This is a genomic window from Kaistella treverensis (assembly GCF_900114045.1).
Taxonomy (GTDB): domain Bacteria; phylum Bacteroidota; class Bacteroidia; order Flavobacteriales; family Weeksellaceae; genus Kaistella; species Kaistella treverensis.
In genome coordinates this window covers 34,122-48,909 of record NZ_FORQ01000001.1, presented here as the reverse complement: position 1 = coordinate 48,909, position 14,788 = coordinate 34,122, and the positions used below count along the sequence as shown (strand labels likewise).

Annotated in this window: 13 protein-coding genes; 3 read left to right on the top strand and 10 right to left on the bottom strand. The window is 39.3% G+C overall.

The window, feature by feature from the left end; all coding sequences use genetic code 11:
* Positions 1-16: 16 nt before the first annotated feature.
* A complete protein-coding gene (locus tag BMZ55_RS00275; RefSeq protein WP_089817640.1) occupies positions 17-373 on the bottom strand; it encodes a hypothetical protein in 357 nt (118 codons plus the stop codon).
* A 164-nt stretch (positions 374-537) separates the two neighbouring features.
* Between BMZ55_RS00275 and pfkA the strand changes: the two genes are divergently transcribed.
* A complete protein-coding gene (gene pfkA / locus BMZ55_RS00270) occupies positions 538-1,524 on the top strand; it encodes a 6-phosphofructokinase (protein ID WP_089817638.1) in 987 nt (328 codons plus the stop codon).
* A 32-nt stretch (positions 1,525-1,556) separates the two neighbouring features.
* Positions 1,557-2,561, top strand: a complete 1,005-nt coding sequence (gap, locus tag BMZ55_RS00265; RefSeq protein WP_039345552.1) for a type I glyceraldehyde-3-phosphate dehydrogenase — start codon at positions 1,557-1,559, stop codon at positions 2,559-2,561.
* A 319-nt stretch (positions 2,562-2,880) separates the two neighbouring features.
* Here gap and BMZ55_RS00260 read toward each other — a convergent pair whose 3' ends face one another.
* The 9 genes from BMZ55_RS00260 to aceB form a co-directional block, all read right to left on the bottom strand.
* On the bottom strand, positions 2,881-5,751 hold the full coding sequence (locus tag BMZ55_RS00260; RefSeq protein ID WP_089817635.1) for an alpha-amylase family glycosyl hydrolase: 2,871 nt from the start codon (positions 5,749-5,751) through the stop codon (positions 2,881-2,883).
* 100 nt (positions 5,752-5,851) lie between these two features.
* Complete coding sequence (locus BMZ55_RS00255; RefSeq protein ID WP_089817633.1) at positions 5,852-6,586, bottom strand: DUF4230 domain-containing protein; 735 nt, start codon at positions 6,584-6,586, stop codon at positions 5,852-5,854.
* Positions 6,587-6,661: 75 nt separating this feature from the next.
* Positions 6,662-7,201 carry a hypothetical protein gene (locus tag BMZ55_RS00250; protein ID WP_089817630.1) on the bottom strand — a complete coding sequence of 180 codons (540 nt, stop codon included), beginning with the start codon at positions 7,199-7,201 and terminating at the stop codon, positions 6,662-6,664.
* 12 nt (positions 7,202-7,213) lie between these two features.
* Positions 7,214-8,242, bottom strand: a complete 1,029-nt coding sequence (locus BMZ55_RS00245) for a LuxE/PaaK family acyltransferase (RefSeq protein WP_089817628.1) — start codon at positions 8,240-8,242, stop codon at positions 7,214-7,216.
* Between the two features lie 86 nt (positions 8,243-8,328).
* On the bottom strand, positions 8,329-8,742 hold the full coding sequence (gene uraH, locus BMZ55_RS00240; RefSeq protein ID WP_039345567.1) for a hydroxyisourate hydrolase: 414 nt from the start codon (positions 8,740-8,742) through the stop codon (positions 8,329-8,331).
* Between the two features lie 81 nt (positions 8,743-8,823).
* Positions 8,824-9,588: a UDP-2,3-diacylglucosamine diphosphatase gene (locus tag BMZ55_RS00235; RefSeq protein WP_089817626.1), complete on the bottom strand. Its 765-nt coding sequence runs from the start codon at positions 9,586-9,588 to the stop codon at positions 8,824-8,826.
* 39 nt (positions 9,589-9,627) lie between these two features.
* Positions 9,628-10,074, bottom strand: a complete 447-nt coding sequence (locus BMZ55_RS00230; protein ID WP_089817624.1) for a 6-pyruvoyl trahydropterin synthase family protein — start codon at positions 10,072-10,074, stop codon at positions 9,628-9,630.
* A 164-nt stretch (positions 10,075-10,238) separates the two neighbouring features.
* Complete coding sequence (gene aceA / locus BMZ55_RS00225; RefSeq protein WP_089817622.1) at positions 10,239-11,525, bottom strand: isocitrate lyase; 1,287 nt, start codon at positions 11,523-11,525, stop codon at positions 10,239-10,241.
* Positions 11,526-11,569: 44 nt separating this feature from the next.
* The gene (aceB, locus tag BMZ55_RS00220) at positions 11,570-13,147 is read right to left on the bottom strand and encodes a malate synthase A (protein WP_089817620.1); all 1,578 of its coding nucleotides are present in this window, start codon (positions 13,145-13,147) and stop codon (positions 11,570-11,572) included.
* A 167-nt stretch (positions 13,148-13,314) separates the two neighbouring features.
* Between aceB and BMZ55_RS00215 the strand changes: the two genes are divergently transcribed.
* On the top strand, positions 13,315-14,784 hold the full coding sequence (locus BMZ55_RS00215; RefSeq protein ID WP_089817618.1) for a helix-turn-helix domain-containing protein: 1,470 nt from the start codon (positions 13,315-13,317) through the stop codon (positions 14,782-14,784).
* Positions 14,785-14,788 lie beyond the last annotated feature (4 nt).

The window sequence follows — 14,788 nt, the reverse complement described above, 5'->3', positions numbered from 1 at the left end:
CGAAAAAGAACCGTGCTTAAATGAAATTTGCCGGCGGACCGCGCAGCTGAAAGTCGTAAAAGGTTAACTGAAATGCTTTCTTTTCGGTTTCGAAGGTTTCGGAGTGAAAAATTTCAGCACAAGGAAAAGTGAGAAAAAACTGCTCCGGAACGGCATATTTTCCGTCGTGCAGAATATGACACGAGAGACAGTCGGTATATTCCGCAGTTTTAGAGTTTGCGGAAAAAGTTTTTTCGGCTTTTTTAAAATGGAAATCTTTGTAGATTTCGCCGCTGCCGTGATTGTGAAAATTTTGGGAAAACAAGGCAACAAAAAGATAGACGACCGCAAACAGCAGCGCTAAAAATTTGTGATGTTCTCGTTTTTTCATCATCCGGCAAAAATACAAAAATTTAAACATGGAAAAAATGCTGTTTTAGCACCGAATTTTTTTGAAAAATAACCCGCTGAAGACTTCATTAGTTCTGATAAAAATCTTGCCATTTAAGCCTGAGAAATTGCATTAGATTTCGTAAATTTGTGCTGAAATTTTTATATATGATAGACAGTGCAGTGAAAAAAATTGTAGTTCTTACTTCAGGAGGTGATGCTCCCGGCATGAATGCGGCGCTTCGCGCGGTTGTAAGAACAGCAAGTCACTACAAGATAGAATGTTACGGCGTGCGGGAAGGCTATAACGGTTTAATAAACAACGATTTTACCAAAATGGGTCCCCGTTCTGTTAAAAATATTATTACCGAAGGCGGCACCATTTTAAAATCTGCACGCTCGCTGGAGTTTAAAACCGCAGCCGGCAGAAAAAAAGCCTTCGAAAATTGCCAGAAACACGGCATCGACGGTTTGGTCTGCATCGGTGGTGACGGAACTTTCAAAGGTGCACAAATTTTCTGTGAAGAATATGGCATTCAGGTGATCGGTGTTCCGGGAACGATCGACAACGATATTTTCGGGACGGATAATACTATCGGTTACGACACAGCGCTAAATACTGCAATGGAAGCCATTGACAAAATTCGGGACACCGCAACATCACACAACAGAATATTTTTTGTGGAAGTGATGGGCCGCGATGCCGGATTTATCGCACTAAACAGCGGTTTAGCGACCGGCGCAATCGGAATTTTAATTCCCGAAAAAAAGGACAGCATCGAGGAACTTTTTGCAACTTTCGAAAGAGCTGAAGTTGCGGGAAAAGCTTCAAGTATCGTGGTTGTTGCGGAAGGTGAAAAACTGGGCAGCATTTATGATATCGCAAAAGCTACAAAAGCAGGTTTCCCAGATTATGATATCCGCGTTGCGGTTTTAGGGCACATTCAGCGTGGTGGTTCGCCAAGTTGTGCAGACCGTGTGTTAGCAAGCAGATTGGGTTACGGCGCGGTAGTCGGTCTGATGCAGGGAAAAACCAACGTGATGGTGGGAATGCAGTCCAACAAAATGGTATACACGCCAATTGACGAAGCAGTACAAAAACACAATGACCTCGACCAGGATTTGCTGAAAATTTCGGAAATTCTGGCCATTTAATATAAATAAATATAAATCTTAAAAAAGAAATTATGTCAACAATCAAAGTAGGAATCAACGGATTCGGTAGAATTGGTCGTCTTGTTTTCAGAGCAATGGCGGAAAGAGAAAACATCGAAGTTGTAGGAATCAACGACCTTATCAATGCCGAATATATGGCGTATATGCTAAAGTATGATTCTGTACATGGTGAATTTAAAGGTGATATTTCTGTTGAAGGAAATGACCTTATCGTAAACGGAAAAAAAATCAGAGTAACTGCAGAGCGCGATCCGAACAACTTGAAATGGAATGAAGTAGGTGCAGAATACATCGTGGAATCTACAGGTTTGTTCCTTTCTAAAGATTTGGCTCAGGCTCACATCAACGCCGGCGCGAAAAAAGTAATCCTTTCCGCTCCGTCTAAAGACGATACACCAATGTTTGTAATGGGTGTAAATCACAAAGATTTGACTGATGACATTAAAATCTTCTCAAACGCTTCTTGTACCACCAACTGTTTGGCACCAATTGCGAAAGTAATGCACGACAACTTCGGTATTGTAGAAGGTTTGATGACAACTGTACACGCAACCACTGCAACACAGAAAACCGTTGACGGACCGTCAATGAAAGACTGGAGAGGCGGACGTTCAGCTTTGAACAACATTATCCCTTCCTCTACAGGTGCTGCAAAAGCGGTAGGAAAAGTAATCCCGGCTTTAAACGGAAAATTAACAGGAATGTCTTTCAGAGTTCCTACAGCTGACGTTTCTGTTGTTGATTTAACGGTAAGATTGGAAAAACCAACTTCTTACGAAGAAATCTGTCAGGCAATGAAAGCAGCTTCAGAAGGTGAATTGAAAGGAATTTTAGGTTATACCGAAGATGCAGTAGTTTCGCAGGATTTCGTGGGAGAAAAAAGAACTTCAGTTTTCGATAAAGATGCGGGAATTATGCTTTCTCCACAGTTCGTGAAAGTGGTTTCATGGTATGACAATGAAATGGGATATTCCAACAAATTAGCTGATTTATTGGTGCACTCAGCGTCTTTATAGTTAGAAGAATTCAATTCACAATAAAAAAAACCTCTCGAAAACGAGAGGTTTTTTTGGCTGTTTTATGAAGGTTTTTTTGAGTTTTGTCTAAAATTAAAAACCGAAAATTTGCTGATTTAGCAGCTAAAATTTCGGTATTATAGTTTGAAAATATATAACTGACAAACAGGCAAAAAGTACTTTAATTTAAAACTGAAAAATCTACCCTTTTAGCAGGCAAAAAATCGATTTTAAAAAACCGAAATATTTACCGTTTATGCGGCAAATAAAACGGTCCGCAAATTTGCGGACCGTTTAATTTAAGAATGTTAAAGATAAATTACTTCACAAGCATTTTTGTTACGGCAACCCCTTTTTCAGATTTCAACTGAATCAGATACATTCCGGTTTGTAAACCGCTTACAGAAATGGTTTCATCGCCATTATCTTTGGAAAGTTTAACGGTTTTAACCAAAGCTCCGGCAAGATCGTAGATTGCAACTTTACCGTTTTTAGCGTTGGTGTATCGGATGGTCGCAATTCCGTTGGTAACCGGATTTTGCGTGAGCTTCACAGAAACAGCGTTAGCGTTTTGCCCAACCTCTGAAGTTGCCAAAGTTGCTTTCGCATCACCAAATATTCTGAAACCTCCGGGTTCAATGGTAATTGGCGCTGTGGTGCTTGTTACAGCGAATGTTGAATTATCCATTAAGTTTACCCATGTTCCAGTCGCCGGGAAATTAGGAACGATATTTTGGCTTGTTAAAGTGAAATTAGCAAGTACAACTACGTTTTTTAACGCCTCCGAAGTCGTGGTATTTCTGATGAAAATTCTCGGCATTAAATTACCGGATTCTACCGTAAAATCTTTGGTATCGAAAACTTCATTCGATAATCTTAAAGATAAAATTTTCGCCCACGTGTCGTAAACAGATTTTCGCTCTGCATTGGTATCATAAGCCAAACCAAATGCCGAAGGTTTGTTGGAAAGTTTACAATCACCCGGAATGCCATCTTCATAATCAAAATTTACGCTACCATCAGGGCAGGTAAAAATACTTTTGTCATACCCTAATTCCGCAAACTGCCAGATCATTTTCGGTCCGGGAACAGTTAGAAATACCGCTGCATAGGCTTTCTGTCTTTCTAAAGCAGTGGCTAAATCTTTCACATTATAACCAGCAGTGGAATTACCGTACGCTAAGTTTTTAAACATGATTCGTTCTTCATCGTGACTTTCTCCGTAGCTGATCGCTCTTCTTTCAGCAAAACCATGCAATTCAAAATTAACTCTGTTAAAGTTGCTGTTTGCTTCGAAGCCCATGGTATTTTCGTTATAAGGCACCGTTTCTTTGTCCCACATCATAATTCCTTTACCTTCATTTATACGGTAGTTCGCCCATTGTCTTTCTTCAGCATCTGTTCCCAAATGCTCGAAAATGATATAAGAAGAATTGTCAATCGCCCACTGTTTGTCCGCGTAGTATTTTAAAACATCTACCCTGTCCTGCTGGTACGCATTGGTACAGTTTTGATCGTTTTCGGAACAGTTTTGAGTGAAACCTTTGGTTAAATCCCAACGGAAACCATCGATTTTATACTCTTTAATCCATTGTTCCAACACTCTTTCCACATAATATTTTGTAGAAGAAGACGTATGGTTGAAATCGTTGAAAACGTTATAAGCATGCTTCGGAGTCTGGTTAAAATACGGATTATTAGCCGCAGGAGCACCGAAACCGTCACCATCGGGATCAACCGCCCACAATCTTTCAATCGGGCTTCTGCCTGTGGCGTGATTTAAAGCGATATCTAAAATTACCGCAATACCGTTTTGGTGGCATAAATCGATAAATTCCTTGAATTTTTCGGGGGTTCCGTAGGCTTTATCTAAAGCATAATGGAAACCGGTATTATAACCCCAGGATTCATTTCCATCAAATTCCATAACCGGCATCAGCTCAATCGCGTTGATATTTAATGACTTTAAATAACTGATTTTGTTAATTAAAGACTGCCAGGTTTTTTCAACAGTGAAATCACGAACAAGCATTTCATAAACGATCAAATTTTCTTTTGCAGGTTTATCAAAATTGGTGACCGTCCAGTTATATTTTGGTTTTGCAGTTTGTATAACCGAAACTTCAAAATTCTGTCCTGTGGGATAAGCTGGAAGATTTGGGTAAACGGATGCGTTGATGTACGGATCATCATATGGTGAAAGCACCAACGGTGAATATGGATCAGCGACTTTAATTCCATCCGCGGTGCGGTATTGGAAGGTATAAATTTGCTGAGGAGTAAGGCCAGTAATTTCAATCCAGTACAAATCCGGATTTGTGGTGTCACGTTTCATCAAATAAGCACTTGATACCGCCCAATTATTAAAACTTCCGATCACATGAACCGATGATTTATATGGCGCGTATAAAGCGAGCCCGACCTTGGTCCCATCTGCAGGATCGTAGGTAATACCCTGTCTCATATAGCTTGGGATCGGTGCAGATTGTACTTCTGCGGCTAGCGCTACTGAAAAAGTTTTACTTACTGGCGTACCGTCTGATGGGTTAGTTGCAATAACTTCAATATTGGCATCTGAAGTCACTGTGTAGGCGTAATTCAGCGAAGTTGAAGCTGCGGAACTGGTATAAACCGTAGTGCCGTTTGCTTTTACAACATAGTTAGCTGCCATACTTGACGTTCCCGTTATGTTTAAAACACTTCCCGAAGCTAAAATGTTTGAACTGCCTGCAGCGGGATTTGTCAGGTTAAATTGGAATTTACCCACATTCACGAGAAAATCCTGCGACTGGTTAGTGCCCGAAAAAGTTTTAACCAAATAGCCAATTTTCGTCAGCGGATTTGTTCTGTTTCCGTAGTACGACTTCACGGTGTTCATCGTGAAGGTATACGTTCCGATATTTCCGGCACTTGACACGTATGTAAGTTTGTTTGCCGAGTTAGGCGTTGCCCAGGCACCATTGGTTGGCGCATCTGTATTGACACCTGCGGTATCAATGGACCATGCCCACAAATAAAGTTCATGAGTCGTAGCTACACCGTACGCAGCTTCATCAACTTTAAAAGTAATGGTTATCGCATCCGTCTCATTAAACGTTGCGGGACTGATTGTAGAAGTTACCGGAATCGTGCCTGCCAGCGCAAAATAGGGCAGAAATACCGCCAGTAACAGCGTATAAATATGTTTCATATGAATAGGTTTTTCAAGTTGTAAAAGTACTAAAAGTTCAGTTCCGAAATGATAAATTTTTAATATTATAGAAGGAAAATCAAGCAATAAGTTGAAATATTTAATATTTCGTGGAAATATCGGGCTTATAATCGATATAATTTTTACTTTCAGAAATTGCCGAAGCATTTTCCAGGACAAAGTTTTTACCCGCTAAAATCTCAGTGAGAAGCGTGCGCATCTGTTCAGCTGCGACTTCCGGCAAATGCGATTTTTTTGCCGCCTCAATGACCTGTTTTTTGCCGTTTTGCTGAATCTTCGCCAAATCATCTTTGCTGAAAAGATTGAAAAACTGCTCCTCGATATTATAGTATTTGTAATCGGTTTCGGTGGAAAGAATTTGTGGCGCGGGGAAATTGAGCAATTTCACTTTTCGGTTCACCTCATCAACTTCCCACTGAAATTTTTCAAAATCATAACCGACCAGAATTTTCGCTTCGATAATCACCAAAGCTTTCTTTTTCGACGGAATGAAATTGAAGATTTTCTTTGATTCTTCGTAGTTGTAAATTTCATTAAAATGACCTTCCGCAGAAACCACTTTAAAAACTTTGCGCATACTTTCCGCAATCGTATGCGAACTCTCGGTGATTACCGGAGCCGAAGAAGCCATTTTTTTCGAAGCTAAAAAGGCAATTACACCGCCCAAAACCAAACCCAGAACCAGCATCAAAAGCGTCATCACCGAATTGATGGAGGAACTTTGCGTCATTTGGAAAAGCAGATACGCGATAAAAAGCACCGCGGCGATTCCCAAAGCCCAGAAAACGAATTTATATTTTTTGAAGTTCATCATTTTGAATTTACGTAAAGGTAAGAATTTTCAAAAATGAATGTAAAACAGAAAAATTTGCCGTTTTAGCGGCAAATTTTATTTTTTCGGCACAAACTGCGGCGGCAAAATCAGCTCTTCAAACCTGCCTTTCACCTCCAGTTTTTTGAAATAAAGATTTCGTGCCATAATTTTCAGCATCAGATCTTTATCAAAAAATTTCCAAAAAGGATCGTCGTGCACTTTTGTCGGTTTCCGGATTTCGGTGAAAGTCGTGACCCAGGAATCCGGATTGTGGTAAAACTCAATAATTCCACAATGTGGCGGGATATTTTTGTGGTCGATCATTCCCTGCGGTAATAAAAAACTGAACTTGTTACACGGATAATCGCCGCAGGAAATTTTATCGTGTTTTAAAAATTTTTCTTTGGTCTGATGGTTTTGATATTTCTTTTTAAAATCATTTTTAAAGTCGCCTTTTGAAAATTTAATTTCCAGCTCGTGGCTGAAACCTTCTTCATTAATGACCAAAATATCGGCTTCCCAGTCGGAATGGAAATGATTGGTAAGCACCAAATCTTTCTCAAAATCGCAAAATTTCGAAATATAATTATAGGTAAGTTCTTCTACTTTTAACATGTTGGTTGAAAATTAAGATACGAGCAAACTGCAGCCGCGAATATCAGAATGATCGATTCTGCCTAAAACCTGAAATTTTTGCGAATCAATTTCGCCTGATTTTGTTGATGAATTTTTAGCATCGCCAACAATTTTGCCCAAATCCTGAGTCGCGATAAAGCTGCAGGAATGTCGGTTTGCTAAATCGATAATGTTGATAGCGCCGGTTCTGCCGCTTTCCACGTAAGAAAAAGGATCTTCGGTGTTGCGGATTAAAACGCGCATCCAGTTCGGACTTTCGTAAATATTTTCACCTAATGAATAGGCTTGCGACAGCAATTCGGTCATGGAATACTCGGAATAAATTTTTTCAGTTTTAAACCCTTCATAAAAAATTTTCAGCAGTTCATCCTTCGTCATTTCTTCTTTTCGGCCTTTCATTCCGCCAGTTTCAATGATGATAATTTCTTCCGAAGTTTCGATTTTTTGGCTGCTTTTTTGGCAAAATTCCAGAAAATCTAAAAGGGCAAAGGCAACACCGAACAGAATCACTTTTTTATTTTCAGCCGAAAGTATTTTCAGCAAATTGAATAATTCAGCATGATTATAGAGAAAATAACCGTTTTCCGGTTTCCCCGATTTTTTCATCAGAAAATCGACCATATATATTAAGGACGAATTTTGCTTTTCCAGATAGCTCGGCAACAAACCGAGAAAAATATAGTCTTCGGCTTTGCCAATGAATCGCTCAAAACTTTTTTCGATGCTTTGCTTATAAAGGTTTTCATCTGCAATCCAGTGTTTAGAAAGATTCATCTGCGTGGTGCCGGAACTTTGAAAATAAAGATCCGCGGATTTTTTTCGGTCTAAAATCGTATGATTTTTAAACATTTCTATGGGCAGAAACGGGATTTTTTCTATTTCCAAAATTTCGCGTGGATCAATGTTTAAATAATCGACAAATTTCCGGTAAATTTCAATATTATTATATTGATAATGAAAAGTTTCCAGACATTTCTGCTGGAAATCAATTTCTGTTTTTAGGTTGAAAATATCGTTCATGATTCGTTTCGCAAAAGTCCCAAAAGAAAAGCGGAATTCAAAGTAAATTTCGAATTCCGCTTAAAATAATTTTATAAAAAGAAAACTTAGTTCCCTCTGTAAGTTGAGTAACCATACGCAGAAAGCGTGATTGGCACGTGATAATGGTCTTTGTTGGTAATTTCAAAAACTACTTCTACCCAAGGATAAAAACTTTCTGTGTTCATTGATTTGAAATAAGGACTTGTGAAGTAAGTCAATTTATAAATTCCTAAGTTAGAATTTTCGCTGCTTAAGAAATCTCCAACTCTTCCGTTTTTATCTGTAACTTTTTTATCAACCACCGTCCACATTTTTGTTTGGTTGCTGTATTTTTCCAGTTGAATGGTAACTCCCGGAGCAGGCATTCCCTTAGAAACATCTAAAATGTGACTGGAAAGTTGATAGGTTTTTTCGGTTTTTTGCCCGAATGCAGTTGTTGAGATCATCGCAAAAATAAATGCGAAAATAAAATTTTTCATAAAATAAATTAATTTGTTAATACGGTAACGCTACCGTTTTTTGAATTTGAAATTCTTACGCAAAGATAAGGTCTTTACAATTTAATGCTCGAAGGTTTTCAGTTCAAAATCGTTTGCAAATTCACCATACGTAAAGTAAGAAATCCAGTCACCGAGGTTGATGTACAACGCTTTTCCATTTTCTAAATCCAGAACCATTGGTAAATGTCGATGACCATAAATGAAATAATCTATTTTTTCAGTTTTGAGTTTTTCTTTGGAATATATGATGAGAAATTCTTTGTCTTCGCCTAAAAAAGCTTTGTCTTCTTCACCGGAAATCATCTTGTTTTTCGTGGAAAAATAAATGGCGATTTTCATCGCAATATCCGGATGCAACCATTTAAAAGCCCACTGCGCCAAAGGATTTGTAAAAAGTTTTTTCATTCTTTTATAACCTTTGTCGCCCGGCCCGAGGCCGTCACCGTGCGCAAGCAGAAAATTTTTACCGTTGATTTCAAAATACTGTTTCTCGAAAAAAACTTTGCAGCCGATTTCTTCTTCAAAATAATTTTTCATCCACAAATCGTGGTTTCCAACGAACATAAAAAGTTCAATTCCGGAATCTTTCAGCTCGGCCAATTTCCCTAAAACCCGCACATAACCTTTCGGTATAACGTGATTCCATTCATGCCAGAAATCGAATAAATCGCCCATCAAAAACAAAACCTGCGCATCGGCTTTAATTTCGTCTAACCAACGGATAAATTTTTCTTCGCGCACCTTGCTTTCTTTCGGCGACGGCGCGCCAAAATGTTGGTCGGAAGCGAAGTAAACTTTTTTATTTTGCTGTAGATTTATTTCCATCTATTTGGGCTAATTTTCACGATTTGCAAATTAGCAAAATTAAAGCTGATCTTCCGCAAACCATTCACCGTAGGAATTTTCGGTTTCGTGAAGTTTAAGATAGGCAAGTGAAACATTTTTTGGCAGGTGAAACTGTACTTTTTTCGCAATATCGTACAGCATATTTTCGCACGTCGGCTGATAATCGCAGTAAATCACTTTATGACCTTGCTTTTCCAGATCTTCACCCAAATTTTTGTGTGCTGACAGGCCGTTCAGCAAAACCGCATGATCCCAAACCGAAAGAATTTCCGACTTTACAATTTTCTTGATGTCGCCAAAATCCACCACCATTCCGTTTTTCGGATTTTCCAAATTGTCGATCGGATTTCCCTTTACCGTCACGAAAAGTTTGTAAGAATGGCCGTGCATGTTTTTGCATTTGCCGTCGTAATTATAAAGAACGTGTGCCGTTTCAAAAGTGAAAATCTTGGTGATTCGTATCATTTTGCAAAGATAAAGAAAGTTAAGGCTTTTAAAGTGTATAACTTAAGCTGAAATTTCACGCTTGGTAAAACGCAAAAATTTGCAGTTTTAGCGGCAAAAAAATAAAAATTCCCGCTTAAAAGCAGGAATTTTTTCAAATTATAATATGTAGTTATGTGTTTTAATCAATGAAACTGCTCCGCTTCTGTAGAACCTGCAAGCGCCGTGGTTGAAGAATTACCGTCAGTTACCACAGTTTGAACTTCATCGAAGTATGATGTACCTACAAAATTCTGGTGTTTCACCGCGCGAAAACCTTCTTTCTGGAGCGCAAATTCTCTTTCCTGAAGCTCGCTGTAACCGGCCATTCCGCGTTTTTTATAAGCTAAAGCCAATTCGAACATCGAAGTATTTAAAGCATGGAAACCTGCCAAAGTGATAAACTGGAATTTGTAACCCATTGCTGCCAGTTCTTCGCGGAATGTTTCCATTTCCGGCACGGAAAGTTTTGCCGCCCAGTTGAACGATGGCGAACAATTATACGCCAGCATTTTTCCCGGGAATTTTGCGTGTATTCCTTCTGCGAATTTTCTTGCGTAATCCAAATCGGGATTTGAAGTTTCCATCCAAATTAAATCCGCATAAGGCGCATACGCCAAACCTCTGTCGATGCCTTGTTCTACTCCATTTTTTACTTCATAAAATCCTTCGGAAGTTCTTTTTCCGGTTACAAACTTTCTGTCGCGCTCGTCAATATCGGAAGTCAGCAAATCTGCAGCATCCGCGTCAGTTCGGGCAACCAAAACAGTCGGAACACCGCAAACGTCGGCTGCCAAACGCGCCGCAATAAGTTTATTTACAGCTTCCTGAGTAGGAACCAAAACTTTACCGCCCAAATGACCACATTTTTTGGCTGACGACAACTGATCTTCAAAGTGAACTCCAGCGGCGCCCGCTTCAATCATTTGCTTCATGAGTTCAAAAGCATTCAAATTTCCGCCAAAACCTGCTTCAGCATCAGCAACTATGGGAACTAAATAATCTTTGCAGTTCGCTTCGTCAATATCATTCACGGACTGAATTTGGTCCGCGCGCAATAAAGCGTTATTGATTCTTTTCACCACCGACGGCACCGAATTCGCGGGATAAAGACTTTGATCGGGATACATTTCGCCGCTTAAATTCGCGTCAGCAGCAACCTGCCAGCCGGAAAGATAAATTGCTTCCAGACCGGCGTCAACTTCTTGAACCGCCTGGTTTCCGGTTAACGCGCCGAGGCCGGCCACGAAATCCTGAGAATTTAGCTTATCCCACAGTTTTTCGGACATCAGTTTTGCGATGGTGTAATCGAGTTTGTACGTTCCGCGAAGTTTCAATACTTTTTCCGCGGAATACGGTCTTTTAATTCCGGTCCATCTTGGGCTTTCAAGCCATTCTTTTTCCAGCTGCTGGATTTGTTCCTGATTTTTCATATCGATTTGTTTTTGGTTTTTTTGGTGTTATTTGGGCAAATTTTTTATAAATACTGATAAGCTTTCAGCGTTAGAAATTCTTCGAATTCTTCGTTAAAAATTAAATCATCAAATAGTTCAGTTGCTAATTCAAATTTTCCGATTTTGAAACGATCTTCACCGACGTATTTTTGGATTTTAGCCAATTCCTCTTCTTGCCATTTCAAAACCATTTCTGGTTTCAAGGTTCTTCCGTCTTCAAGCTGCGCTTCATTTTTCAGCCATTGCCAAATTTGCGTACGCGAAATTTCCGCGGTCGCGGCATCTTCCATTAAATTATACAAAGCTGCCGCACCAACGCCCATGAGCCATGATTCGATGTAAAGAATTCCGACATTAATATTTTTTCTGACGCCGTTTTCGGTAACCGTTCCTTTTGGATTTTCAAGAAGATCTGCCTCCGAAATCTGATAATATTCAAACTTTTTATCGATTTGATTTGGCGACGGCATAAATTCAACGAAGATTTTTTTTGCCATTGAAACCAATCCCGGATGCGCCACCCAGGTTCCGTCGTGCCCGTTTTTCACCTCACGTTCTTTGTCTGCACGAACCTTAGAGTATGCGATTTCATTTTCTTCTTCGTTGTTTTTCACCGGAATTTGCGCTGCCATTCCACCCATTGCGTGAACATTTCGCTTGTGACAAACCTGAATCACTTTTTTGGAATAGGCACTCATAAACGGTGAAGTCATTGTAACCTGATCGCGGTCTGGCACCAAAAACTCGGGTAGATTTCTAAATTTTTTGATGTAAGAAAAAATATAATCCCAACGGCCACAGTTCAGTCCGGCGCTGTGTTCTTTTAATTCAAATAAAATTTCGTCAAGCTGAAAAGCCGCCGTAATGGTTTCAATTAAAACTGTAGCTTTTATGGTTCCCTGCGGAATTTCCACGTAATTCTGAGAAAATTCAAAAACCTCATTCCACCAACGGGCTTCCAAATAATGTTCAAGTTTTGGCAAATAAAAATACGGTCCGCTGCCATTATCGATTAATTTTTTAGCATTTCGAAAAAAGAAAATTCCAAAATCAATGAGTGACGCTGAAGCTTTTTCGCCATTAAACTCAATGTTTTTTTCAATCAAATGTAAACCGCGCGGCCGGACTATTAGCGTTGCTAAATTTTCACCCAACTCATATTTTTTACCGTTTTCGTTTTCAAAGGAAATCGTTTTTCGAACTGCATCATAAAGATTTTGCTGACCTTCCATGCAATTCTTCCAGGTTGGCGAATTGCTGTCTTCAAAGTCTGCCATGAAAGTTGAGGCGCCGGAATTTAAAGCATTAATCACCGTTTTTCGATCAACTGGACCGGTAATTTCGACGCGGCGGTCTAATAAATCTGCGGGCAAAGGACTACAAACCCAATCTCGGTTTCGGATGGCTTCAGTTTCCGGTAAAAAATGCGGCAACTGATGATGGTCAAATTCCACCTGCTTCATTTTTCGGGAATTCAAAAGTGCTCTTCTTTTGGCATCAAATTTCTGATGAAGTTCCGCTAAAAAATGCTCTAATTGTGGCGAAAAAATATCGCTATATTTTTCGGCTGGGAGAATCTTAAGTGCTGTTACCGTTTCCATTACGTTTGCGTTTTTCTGATTTGGTATTACAAACTTAATAAAAATATTTTCACCAATAGCGAACGTTCGCTATTTTATTTTTAAAAAAATGTGCAAATAGCGGCAAATTTTTTCTCTACCTTTGTGTTCATCGGTTCTCACAATCTATTTAGAAATATTATAAATTAATGATTCGCGACAGTGCATTTATAAAAACGGTTTTCGGCTTGAAAATGAAACAGTTCCGCCAACGGAGCAACCTTTCTTTGCAGGATTTGGCCAATGTGACCGGCGTTTCTAAATCTTATTTAAACGAAATAGAAAACGGAAAAAAATACCCAAAACACGACAAAATTTCCCAGCTTGCTGCCGCGCTGAATTGTACTTACGACGACTTGGTGTCAACAAAACTTGATAAAAGTTTAGCACCAATTGCGGAAATAATTCAGTCTGAGTTTTTTAAAGAAATTCCGCTGGATTTATTTGGTATTAACAAAAGCAACCTGATCAGCATCATCAGCGATGCGCCGAAAAAAGTCACGGCGTTTATAAATACTCTAATTGAGATTTCGCAGAATTACAACCTCAGCAAAGACCTTTTTTATTTTGCCGTTTTGCGCAGTTTTCAGGAACTGTACGATAATTATTTTCCGGAAATCGAAGAAAAAGCACGGGTCTATATTTTAGAAAATTTGCTGTCGAACAAGCCAAATTCCGCGGAATTTGAAAGCATTCTGCGCGCGCAATTCGGCTATGAAATTCAGTCGCTAAATTTCGAGCAGTATGGCGCTTCCGGAAAATTACGGTCGCTTTATCTGCCCGAAAAAAAACTGCTTTTTCTAAATGAGCTTTTAGATGAAGACCAGAAAACTTTCATCTTAGCAAAGGAAATCGGTTTTAATGTTTTGAATTTAAGTCCGCGGCCAAACACCTATTCCTGGTTGGATTTTAAGAGTTTTGAAGAATTGCTGAACAACTATTTTGCGGGATATTTTGCAGGTTGTCTGCTGATTCGGAAAGAAATTCTGGCGCAGAAAATGGCATTTTTTTTCCAAATGACGGAGTGGCATCCGATGCTTTTTGAAAACCTGATAGAAGAATTTACCAGTTCGCCTGAAACTTTTTATCAACGACTGACGAATATTCTTCCGCAAGAACTGGGCATCAAAGATTTGTTTTATCTGTGCTTTACCAAAAAGAAAAATTCAGATAAAATACAGATATTAAAGGAATTACACTTGAATCAACAGCAGGCGCCACACGCGAATTCAACTAACGAACATTACTGCCGCCGTTGGATTGCTGTGAAAAATCTGAGCAATTTAAAGGAAAATGAGCAGCTTACGGACGCACAAATTTCACACTACAAAGACAGCGGCTTAACGTATCTGGTGCTTTCAACTTCGCAGAAAAACCCGTTTTCGGACGGCACGAACCGCAGCTATTGCATCGGAATTTTGTTGAATTCCAATTCATTACGAAAAATAAAATTTGCGAAAAGCGACCGGATCAAAACCATCAACGTGGGCGTTACTTGTGAATCATGCAGCATTCCGGATTGTGAAGTTCGGCAGGCTCCGCCAATTCGACTCGAAAAGGAACTTTCCAATGAAAATATGAAAAGATCAATTGAAAGAATTCGCGCCAGCATTCTTTAAAGAT

What these genes read in the sequence shown, in the direction of transcription:
- BMZ55_RS00275 (WP_089817640.1), bottom strand. Translation starts at nt 373, where the DNA reads ATGATGAAAAAACGAGAACATCACAAATTTTTAGCGCTGCTGTTTGCG.
- pfkA (WP_089817638.1), top strand. Translation starts at nt 538, where the DNA reads ATGATAGACAGTGCAGTGAAAAAAATTGTAGTTCTTACTTCAGGAGGT.
- gap (WP_039345552.1), top strand. Translation starts at nt 1,557, where the DNA reads ATGTCAACAATCAAAGTAGGAATCAACGGATTCGGTAGAATTGGTCGT.
- BMZ55_RS00260 (WP_089817635.1), bottom strand. Translation starts at nt 5,751, where the DNA reads ATGAAACATATTTATACGCTGTTACTGGCGGTATTTCTGCCCTATTTT.
- BMZ55_RS00255 (WP_089817633.1), bottom strand. Translation starts at nt 6,586, where the DNA reads ATGATGAACTTCAAAAAATATAAATTCGTTTTCTGGGCTTTGGGAATC.
- BMZ55_RS00250 (WP_089817630.1), bottom strand. Translation starts at nt 7,201, where the DNA reads ATGTTAAAAGTAGAAGAACTTACCTATAATTATATTTCGAAATTTTGC.
- BMZ55_RS00245 (WP_089817628.1), bottom strand. Translation starts at nt 8,242, where the DNA reads ATGAACGATATTTTCAACCTAAAAACAGAAATTGATTTCCAGCAGAAA.
- uraH (WP_039345567.1), bottom strand. Translation starts at nt 8,742, where the DNA reads ATGAAAAATTTTATTTTCGCATTTATTTTTGCGATGATCTCAACAACT.
- BMZ55_RS00235 (WP_089817626.1), bottom strand. Translation starts at nt 9,588, where the DNA reads ATGGAAATAAATCTACAGCAAAATAAAAAAGTTTACTTCGCTTCCGAC.
- BMZ55_RS00230 (WP_089817624.1), bottom strand. Translation starts at nt 10,074, where the DNA reads ATGATACGAATCACCAAGATTTTCACTTTTGAAACGGCACACGTTCTT.
- aceA (WP_089817622.1), bottom strand. Translation starts at nt 11,525, where the DNA reads ATGAAAAATCAGGAACAAATCCAGCAGCTGGAAAAAGAATGGCTTGAA.
- aceB (WP_089817620.1), bottom strand. Translation starts at nt 13,147, where the DNA reads ATGGAAACGGTAACAGCACTTAAGATTCTCCCAGCCGAAAAATATAGC.
- BMZ55_RS00215 (WP_089817618.1), top strand. Translation starts at nt 13,315, where the DNA reads ATGATTCGCGACAGTGCATTTATAAAAACGGTTTTCGGCTTGAAAATG.